At 45.6% G+C, this 9,527-nt stretch carries 7 protein-coding genes; 2 read left to right on the top strand and 5 right to left on the bottom strand.

Annotated elements, in window-relative coordinates; all coding sequences use genetic code 11:
• From WBV27_RS02035 to WBV27_RS02025, 3 genes are all read right to left on the bottom strand, one after another.
• The coding region (locus tag WBV27_RS02035) for a glycosyltransferase (protein WP_424198964.1) at positions 1 to 901 on the bottom strand (901 nt) is incomplete at its 3' end.
• Between the two features lie 236 nt (positions 902 to 1,137).
• Positions 1,138 to 2,871, bottom strand: a complete 1,734-nt coding sequence (ptsP, locus tag WBV27_RS02030) for a phosphoenolpyruvate--protein phosphotransferase (protein ID WP_424198962.1) — start codon at positions 2,869 to 2,871, stop codon at positions 1,138 to 1,140.
• A 1-nt stretch (position 2,872) separates the two neighbouring features.
• A complete protein-coding gene (locus tag WBV27_RS02025) occupies positions 2,873 to 3,139 on the bottom strand; it encodes a phosphocarrier protein HPr (RefSeq protein WP_068559983.1) in 267 nt (88 codons plus the stop codon).
• Positions 3,140 to 3,536: 397 nt separating this feature from the next.
• On the opposite strand from WBV27_RS02025, the gene WBV27_RS02020 reads away from it, so the two are divergent.
• On the top strand, positions 3,537 to 5,741 hold the full coding sequence (locus WBV27_RS02020; RefSeq protein ID WP_424198960.1) for an AAA family ATPase: 2,205 nt from the start codon (positions 3,537 to 3,539) through the stop codon (positions 5,739 to 5,741).
• A 160-nt stretch (positions 5,742 to 5,901) separates the two neighbouring features.
• Positions 5,902 to 6,177, top strand: a complete 276-nt coding sequence (locus WBV27_RS02015) for a DUF1827 family protein (protein WP_424198958.1) — start codon at positions 5,902 to 5,904, stop codon at positions 6,175 to 6,177.
• Positions 6,178 to 6,278: 101 nt separating this feature from the next.
• Here WBV27_RS02015 and WBV27_RS02010 read toward each other — a convergent pair whose 3' ends face one another.
• Both WBV27_RS02010 and WBV27_RS02005 read right to left on the bottom strand, forming a co-directional pair.
• On the bottom strand, positions 6,279 to 7,856 hold the full coding sequence (locus tag WBV27_RS02010) for a peptide chain release factor 3 (protein WP_424198956.1): 1,578 nt from the start codon (positions 7,854 to 7,856) through the stop codon (positions 6,279 to 6,281).
• Positions 7,857 to 8,124: 268 nt separating this feature from the next.
• Complete coding sequence (locus tag WBV27_RS02005) at positions 8,125 to 9,522, bottom strand: hemolysin family protein (RefSeq protein WP_424198954.1); 1,398 nt, start codon at positions 9,520 to 9,522, stop codon at positions 8,125 to 8,127.
• Between the last annotated feature and the right edge of the window lie 5 nt (positions 9,523 to 9,527).

Below are 9,527 nucleotides of genomic sequence, written 5' to 3'. Positions count from 1 at the left end.
TGACCGGACACCCATTTACGATCGATTCCAAGTAGGTCAAGCCTTGCGTCTCTGATTCTGAAGCATTGATATAAATATCCGCCATTTGGTAATATTCGCTTACATCTTCATTTCTGACTTCCCCGACGAAAATCACGTTTCGGGTCAAATCCATTTCCGACACCAGCGCTTCCAATTCATGGCGCATCGGCCCATCCCCGACAAACACAAGCTTTGCAGACGGGTAGGCTTCGACAACCTCAGGAAAGGCATGAACAAGCTTATCCAGATTTTTTTCTGAAGACAACCTGCTGAGGGATAGCAGCACCAATTCGGAATCCGAAATGCCCAACGCTTCGCGTTTGCGGGATTTGATGCCGACAATCTGTTCGGGTATCCTGACACCCGTTGGAATGACGCGAATTTCCTTGTAGATATTGTAGGATGCCAATTTCTCCTTCATTTGCTCGCTTGGAGCAATGATGCCCATCGTACTGTTGCAGAAATAACGAGAGGCTATCTTAACAGCCCGGGGCTTCACAACTTTCCCTTTAGCGATGTAGTGCAGATATTTTTCGTACATGGTGTGGTAGGTATGCACTGTCGGAATCTGCAGCATATAGCCAACAAATTTGCCCGTCAATCCCAAACTGAATTCCGTATGCGTATGCACGATATCGATATGCTGTTTCTTCGCTTCCTTCAACGCTTTGTTCATCCCTTTGACCGCAACCCGACGATCTTTGAAAGACAAGAACGGGATACTGGTCAAACGGATTATATTTTCTTCATTTTCGTCAGCTTTTGGGTCGGTTGTGGTAAAAATGATGACCTCATGACCTTCTGCCTCCAATTCCTCTTTCAAAGTGCGGATTGAAGTGGATACCCCGCTCACTTGAGGAAAATACGAATCTGTAAACATGCCAATTCTCATGATTTCACCTCGAAAAAATCCCATCAAATTTATAATGACTCAATATATTCAGTATATAGAACATTTTGATATTTGTCACTCATCCCACAGACCTACTTTTAAATATAATCACCCGAAGCGGGTTCCACAAATAATGGAATCTGCAACCATGATCGGTCTGAAATCGTAGGCACACAAAAAGACCAGGCATGCAAGCATGCCCGGCCACTTTAACCTGAATCGGCTTAGTCTACTAATTTAGCTTTCATTTCTTCAACCAATGCAATGACTTCTTCAACAGTCGTACATTCATTGATTGCTTTGTCCGCTAGTTTTTCCATTTCTTTGGAATCCAAGCGTTTCATCAAGCTACGTGTTTTCAGGACGCTGGATGCGCTCATGGAGAACTCATCCAAACCAAGACCTACCAACAACGGAACCGCTGTTTGATCGCCGGCCATCTCGCCACACATACCAGTCCATTTGCCTTCAGCATGAGAAGCATCGATAACGTGCTTGATCAGCGTAAGAATAGCTGGGTTGTATGGTTGATACAAGTACGAAACTTGTTGGTTCATGCGGTCTGCCGCCATTGTGTATTGGATCAAGTCATTTGTTCCGATACTGAAGAAATCTACTTCTTTAGCGAATTGATGAGCTAAAACAGCCGCTGCTGGGATTTCGATCATGATACCTACTTGGATATCATCAGCGACTTCTACGCCATCGGCTAATAGATTCGCTTTTTCTTCATCCAACATCGCTTTTGCTGCTCTGAATTCGTTCAGAGTTGAAATCATCGGGAACATGATGCGTAATTTACCGTAAACGGAAGCACGCAACAATGCACGCAATTGAGTACGGAACATTTCTGGCTCAGCCAAACAAATACGGATTGCACGGTAACCCAAGAATGGATTCATTTCTTTCGGCAATTCCAAATAAGGCAATTCTTTGTCCCCACCGATGTCCATTGTACGAACTACGACAGGTTTGCCTTCCATGCCTTCCAAAACAGCTTTATAAGCATCGAATTGCTCATCTTCTGTCGGGAAGTCCGAAGAATCCATGTACAGGAATTCAGTACGGTATAGACCTACCGCTTCAGCACCGTTGGCGATAACGCCTTCCAAATCTTTAGGCGTTCCGATATTGGCTGCCAATTCGATATGTTTACCGTCTGCTGTCACTGTATCTGCATTCTTCAGTTTGTGCCATTCAGCTTGCATCGCAGAGAACTCTTCAGCTTTCTTCCTGTATGCAGCTAATGTTTCTTCATCAGGATTGATGAAGACGTCGCCGTCCAAACCATCCAAAATGATGATATCGCCATCTTTGACGATTTGTGTGATCTCTTTTGAACCTACGATTGCAGGAATCTCCAAAGAACGGGCCATGATTGCGCTGTGGGATGTGCGTCCACCGATGTCGGTAACGAATCCTTTAACATAATCACGGTTCAATTGAGCAGTATCACTAGGAGTCAAATCTCTGGCAACGACGATCACTTCTTCAGTGATTGACGATGGGTTAGGGATTTTAACACCCAATAAGTGGCTCAATACACGCTCAGTAACGTCGCGGATATCCGCAGCACGTTCTTGCATGTATGGGTTGTCTTCCATCGCTTCGAACATACCGATGAACATGCCGGCAACATCAGAAAGTGCTGATTCAGCATTCACGCCATTGTCGCGGATGTTTGAATTCATTGATCCAATCATTTCTGGATCGGATAATACCATTAAATGTGCATCAAAAACTTGTGCTTCTTCTTCGCCAAGTGACACTGCCGCTTTGTCTCTGATTGCACTTACCTCTGATTTAGCGGTTTCAAAGCTTTGCAAAAGGCGAGCAATTTCGCCTTCTGAATCTTCCACTTTACGCTTCTCAAAGGATAGATCCGGTTCGGTAAGCAAATATGCTTTCGCGATTGCAATACCGTCACTAGCTGCTATTCCTTGTAAGTGGTTTTTCATATTACTCTGCTAGCCCTTCTTTTACCATTGTTTCAGTGATTCCAGCCATAGCGTCTGCTTCGTCCGGACCTTCTGCAGTGATGACAACATCAGCGCCTTGGCCTACGCCTAATGACATTACACCCATGATGGATTTTAAGTTAACTGATTTACCTTTGTATTCTAAATTGATATCTGAATTAAATTTGCTTGCAGTTTGCACCAATAAAGTTGCTGGACGTGCGTGAATCCCTGTTTCTGCGATTACGTGATATTCTTTTCTTTCCATGTCATAAACCCCTTTTGAGATGTATTTATTTAAGGTACTTTTAATACGTTTCCATTATAACAGAAAAATGGAAACACGGACTAAAAATAACCCTTTCATTGAATAAGATTACCATCTTTCGCTTTATACTACAACTGTTTTAACCAGATTCGTTCAAATTTTTGTCATAATTGCCGAAATGCCACTAATTTAATACAACCATTCCATTAGGCTGAATGGCGTCCCGCTATGAAATTTTTGTTTCGTTTCAAGGCAAACCACTTGAAAGTCAAAATAGGTCAATGTATAATGGGCTCATAAGGTCAGAGTTGGTCAGGATACCTTCTCACGAGAATTCCTTAGCCGTTACTACTATAATATACATGTAGCTATGATCCACATAGAAAGGAAGATTGCCATGCTTTGTCAAAATTGCGAAAAAAACCAAGCTTCCATTCATCTGTATGCCAGCGTGAATGGACAAAGACGCCAAATCGATTTATGCCAGAGTTGCTATCAAGAATTCAAAGCCGCTCAATCGCAACAAAACAATCCGAATCCAAGATCCCAAGGCCCTGTAGACCCTTTTTCTTTCGGTAATCTGGATTCCTTCTTCAAGAAAATGCAGCAAAACCAAGAACAGAATTTCCAACAGCCTCCTGCCCCTGAAGCTGCCCGTGGAGGAAAAGGCGGAGGCAAAGGCGGCTTGCTGGACGAATACGGCATCAACCTCACGCAATTGGCCCGCGATGGCGGCATCGACCCTGTCATCGGAAGAGACAGTGAAATCGCACGCGTCATCGAAATCCTGAATCGCCGCACGAAAAACAATCCGGTACTCACAGGTGAGGCTGGGGTCGGCAAAACAGCTGTAGTGGAAGGCCTTGCCCAAAAAATCGTGGACGGTGATGTTCCTCAGAAATTGCTGGACAAAGAAGTGATCCGTTTAGATGTCGTCTCACTCGTCCAAGGAACCGGCATCCGCGGCCAATTCGAGGAACGGATGCAGAAATTGATGGATGAAATCCGCGCGAACAAACAGATCATCCTCTTCATCGATGAAATCCATGAAATCGTCGGGGCAGGAAACGCTGAGGGAAGTATGGATGCAGGCAATATCCTGAAGCCCGCCCTTGCGAGAGGCGAACTTCAGTTGGTCGGTGCCACGACGCTGAATGAGTACCGCAGAATCGAGAAAGACGCTGCATTGGAACGTCGATTCCAGCCCGTCCGAGTGAATGAACCGACTCCTGAACAGACGTTGATCATCCTCCAAGGCATCCGTCCGAAATACGAAGACTATCATCACGTCAAGTATTCGGATAAGGCACTGGAAGCGGCTGTCAAATTATCGCATCGCTATATCCAGGATCGCTTCCTTCCGGACAAAGCCATCGACTTGCTCGATGAGTCCGGATCCAAAAAGAACTTGACCATTAAGCCCATCGATCCGCAACAGATCGAGGAGCGCATCGAAACGGCGGAACGGGAAAAACAAGCAGCCTTGCATGCGGAAGATTACGAAAAAGCTGCCTATTATCGCGATCAGATTACAAATCTGAATAAGATGAAACAAAATCCGACGCCGGCCGATGGTGATCCCGTCGTCACGGAACAGGATATCCAAAAGATCATTGAGATCAAAACAAATATCCCGGTCGGTGAGTTGCTTGAAAAAGAACAAACACAATTGAGGAATCTTGATGCCGACCTGAAGAAAAATGTTATCGGCCAGGACGAAGCCATCAACAAAGTATCCAAAGCGATCCGCAGAAACCGGATCGGATTGAGCCGCAAAAACCGCCCGATCGGTTCCTTCTTGTTTGTGGGACCAACCGGTGTCGGCAAGACCGAATTGGCCAAACAGTTGGCGATCGAAATGTTCGGGACAGAAGATGCGATCATCCGCTTCGATATGAGCGAATACATGGAAAAACACGCCGTCTCCAAGTTGATCGGTTCGCCTCCAGGGTACATCGGCTATGACGAAGCCGGACAATTGACCGAGCGTGTCCGCCGCAGTCCCTACAGCATTCTGCTTTTGGATGAAGTCGAAAAAGCCCATCCGGATGTTATGCATCTCTTCCTGCAGATCCTTGATGACGGCCGCCTGACGGATTCCCAAGGCAGAACTGTCAGCTTCAAAGACACCATCATTATCATGACCAGCAATGCCGGTACGGGCGTCCAGGAAGCAAGTGTAGGATTTGGTGCAGCAATGAAAGGCAAGACGCATTCCATCCTGAACCGCTTGAGCGATTACTTCAAACCTGAATTCATCAACCGCTTCGATGCGATAGTCGAATTCAATCAATTGTCCAAAGAGAATTTGAGCAGCATTGTCACGCTTATGTTGGATGACGTCAACGAATTGTTGAAGGATAAGGAAATCAGCGTTACCGTCTCTCAGAAAGCAAAAGAACGTCTTATCGATCTGGGCTATGACCCAAGCATGGGTGCACGCCCGCTGCGCCGCGTCATCCAGGATCAGATCGAGGACCAGGTAGCTGAATTCTACTTGGATAATCCGAAAATCAAGGATTTGTTTGTCGACGCAGATGAAGAAGGCAATCTGATGGTCGTCAGCAAAGTCGAACGCACAGAAACAACTGCATCTGAGTAAGAAACGCTTTCCCAAAGGCAAGAGCTCTAGAAAGGCTCTTGTCTTTTTCGTTTGAAAAGATAATGAAAATTATTCATTTGTTTGTTTACTCTTTAAATAAATTAACAATTGTTATATAATAATTCTATAAACAGCCAACCTAAGTTAGGGGTGTTCGTCCATGAAATTGATCGATGTTACAAATAGCCACGCTGATCTTGTACGTGAGCAATTGGCCAACACCGATGCTCAATTTGTCAAAGTTTATTCTTTGGGACAAACTACAGTCATTTTTACCGGTGCCGCAACACATGAGGATGTCATCATCCTCAACAAAAACCGTCGCGTGAAGCAAAGCGAAATCGCCTTTGTTCTGACGAAACTGTTGCACCTTACCGTTGACGATGTGGAAGTTATGCCTGGTCATAACTTCGTGGAGCTATCTCACCTGAAATGATTGACATTTTCTGCAATCGAAAAAAACTCTTCTTAACGCAAAATGCACACTGCTTTTCAGCAATGTGCATTTTTTGTTTTGTTTTTTTTTGATGGTTCAAATCAAAGCAAAGCTGTCAATTTGACTTCCGGATACTTATCTTCAAACCAGCGCATAGCAAATTGGTTTTCGAAAAGGAAAACGGGATTGCCGAAACGGTCGCGGCACAATAAGTTACGACTTGAAGACATGTTCGGATCCAGATCTTCCGAATCGATCCAACGGGCAATCTTGGAGCCCATCGGTGTCATTTCGACTTCCGCGTTGTATTCATGCAACAAGCGGTACTGGAACACTTCAAACTGCAATTGGCCGACCGCACCCAGAATATAATCTTCTGTATGGTAGGTTTTGTACAATTGGATGGCTCCTTCTTGAACCAACTGTTGCACACCTTTATGGAAAGATTTCTGCTTCATGACGTTTTTCGGAGTGACTTTCATGAACAGTTCCGGTGTAAATTGCGGCAACGCTTCGAACTGAAGGCCTTTTTTGCCTTCATATATCGTATCGCCGATCTGGAAGTTACCGGTGTCGTACAGTCCGATGATGTCTCCCGCCACTGCCGTTTGGACTTGCTCACGGGAATCGGCCATGAACTGCGTCGTATGCGCCAGTTTGATCTTTTTACCGGTACGGGTTACAAAAACATCCATTCCGGGTTTAAATTCACCGGAGCAGACCCGCACAAAGGCAATCCGGTCTCGGTGAGCGGGATTCATATTTGCTTGGATCTTGAAGATGAAGCCGGTAAAGTTTTCGTCCGTAGGTTCAACAATCTCTTCCGCTACAGTCACATGCTCGCTAGGGCTCGGAGCAAAATCCACAAAGGCATCAAGGAATGTCTGGACGCCGAATCCAGTCAAAGCGGATCCGAAGAATACAGGCGTCAGTTTCCCGGCTGCGATTGCTTCTTCCGAAAAGTCGTTTCCCGCCTCTTTCAGCAATTGAACATCTTCAACCGCTTGGGTATAGATGGTTGATTGCATCACTTGGTAATTGCCTTCGATTTCGCCCTCTTCATTCAGCGGCAGGAAATCGTTGTCTTCATTCTCTTCAGGATGAGTCAATTCCACGCGATTATTGTAGATATCATACAGACCCAACAAATTTTTCCCCATGCCCATCGGCCAGTTCATCGGATAGGCATCAATCCCCAAAACTTCCTCCAACTCCGCAATCAGATCCATCGGCTCGCGGCCATCACGGTCCAATTTATTGATGAAGGTGAAGATCGGAATCCCCCTCATGCTACAAACCTTGAACAATTTCTTTGTCTGAGGCTCAATACCCTTCCCGCTGTCGATGACCATCACTGCGCTATCCACAGCCATCAGTGTACGGTACGTATCTTCCGAGAAGTCCTCATGCCCTGGCGTGTCCAAAATATTGATCTGTTTTCCGTCATAATCGACCTGCATGACCGAACTGGTTACCGAAATACCCCTTTGTTTTTCAATATCCATCCAATCCGATTTGGCGAATCGGCCTGATTTTTTCCCTTTAACCGTCCCAGCTTGGCGGATTGCGCCTCCGAACAACAACAACTGCTCCGTGATGGTCGTTTTACCAGCATCCGGATGGGAAATGATGGCAAAAGTTCTTCTTGCTTTTACTTTATCTGCTAATGTTTGAGTCATATTGTTCCCCTTTTTCCAAATATCTCTATCGTGACATCGTGAACGCTACCTAAACAAAAAGATAGCATGAGCAATATGCACACGCTAACCCACGATAATACCTTTGTTATTATACAAGAAATCCGAGTATTCTACAAGATTGTCGTTGCATCAGCATGCGGCCCGCAATTACGTGTTGCTATCTGCGTGCATGCCAAGAAGCCCTATTGCAAAAAAAGCAGCCTCGCCCTGAACGATTTTTATCGATCTGGGCAAGACTGCTCATCATTCATTCTGTTTCTCTCTTTTCATCGGCGGCTTCTTCAGCTTCAGCCTCTGCCTCGTCCTCTTTGAAACGTTCTTTTGCGGGCCGATCGTTTTCGTTCATATAGGATACCCCGACTTTCAAAAGACGGCGATTGTCGAACTCCAACGTTTTGATGATCAATCCGTTCTCTTCGATGGATGCTTCCTCATTTTCTTCCGGAAACTCACCCAACTCCGTCAACAGATAGCCGGCGATCGTATCGACATCCGCCGATTCAAGTTGCGTGCCAAAATAGTCATTGAAACGATGCAAAGGCGTAGCCCCATCGGCTTCGTATACATTATCGCCGATCCGCGCGATCAGCACATAACTTTCATCGTATTCATCTTCGATATCGCCAACGATTTCTTCCAGAATGTCTTCCAATGTCACAATCCCCACCATACCGCCATATTCGTCATGGAGCAACGCCAATTGGTTATGGCTTTTCTTCAGGTAAGACATCAATTCATCCGTAAGGATTGTTTCCGGAACAAACAGAGGCTCATTCATGATTTTTCGCAGGTCGATCTGATTTATAGGGGTGTTCTTGGATTCCTTCAACAGATTCTTCAGATGCAACACACCAATAATATTGTCCTTATCATCTTCATAAATCGGTATGCGGGTATACGGGGAATCCAATGCAGCCTCTATATTTTCCTCGACATCATCGTTCACATTCAGCATGAAGGTATCCGTCCGCGGCACCATAACCTCCCGGGCCATTTTGTTGTCCATGGAAAGCACCCCTTTCAGCATATTGAACTCCATCCGTTCGATGGTCCCTTCATCGCTGCTCTTTTCCAACAGCTCGCGCACTTCTTCGCGCGAAAACATATCGTTGCCGCTCGTGAACGTAATCGGCGTCATTTTTTCCAGCACACTGGTGGAAAAGGATAAGAACCAAACGAAGGGTTTCATCAGCTTTTGAACGACAGTGATGAAGCCTGCACCTGCCCGCGCCACTTCTTCCGGGCGCTGCAATCCCAGTTGTTTCGGATACAGTTCACCGAACACCAAGGAAATATAGGAGAGTGATAATGTCACGATCAGAATGGCAGCCTGTTCTGCCCCGGGTATATTACTCAAATAGGGATCGAGTCTGGCTGCGAAAGTATTGGCAGCCGAAGCACTGGAAAGGAAACCCGCGAAAGTAATGGCAACTTGGATAGTCGCCAAAAAATCATCGGAATGGTCCAAAAGCGCCAAAATTTTTCGCGCTTTTTCATCCCCTTTGATGGCCTGGTTCGCCACCCTATTTTTGTTCAATGAAACAAATGCGATTTCGGATGCCGCAAAAAATGCGTTCACCAATGTCAATACCGCAATCAGCAGCAGTTGCCAAAGCAAAGTCTGATTACTGGGGTCTGTGGTCATAGATT

Origin of the sequence: Trichococcus sp. (assembly GCF_049589555.1) — a bacterium.
In the GTDB taxonomy this organism is placed as follows: domain Bacteria; phylum Bacillota; class Bacilli; order Lactobacillales; family Aerococcaceae; genus Trichococcus.
The sequence above is the reverse complement of the archived record's forward strand: the minus strand, read 5'-3'. Positions and strand labels throughout refer to the sequence as shown.

Excerpts from the sequence above, each read along its gene's own strand:
- WBV27_RS02020 (WP_424198960.1), top strand. The coding sequence starts at position 3,537 with ATGCTTTGTCAAAATTGCGAAAAAAACCAAGCTTCCATTCATCTGTAT.
- WBV27_RS02015 (WP_424198958.1), top strand. The coding sequence starts at position 5,902 with ATGAAATTGATCGATGTTACAAATAGCCACGCTGATCTTGTACGTGAG.
- WBV27_RS02010 (WP_424198956.1), bottom strand. The coding sequence starts at position 7,856 with ATGACTCAAACATTAGCAGATAAAGTAAAAGCAAGAAGAACTTTTGCC.
- WBV27_RS02005 (WP_424198954.1), bottom strand. The coding sequence starts at position 9,522 with ATGACCACAGACCCCAGTAATCAGACTTTGCTTTGGCAACTGCTGCTG.
- WBV27_RS02025 (WP_068559983.1), bottom strand. The coding sequence starts at position 3,139 with ATGGAAAGAAAAGAATATCACGTAATCGCAGAAACAGGGATTCACGCA.
- ptsP (WP_424198962.1), bottom strand. The coding sequence starts at position 2,871 with ATGAAAAACCACTTACAAGGAATAGCAGCTAGTGACGGTATTGCAATC.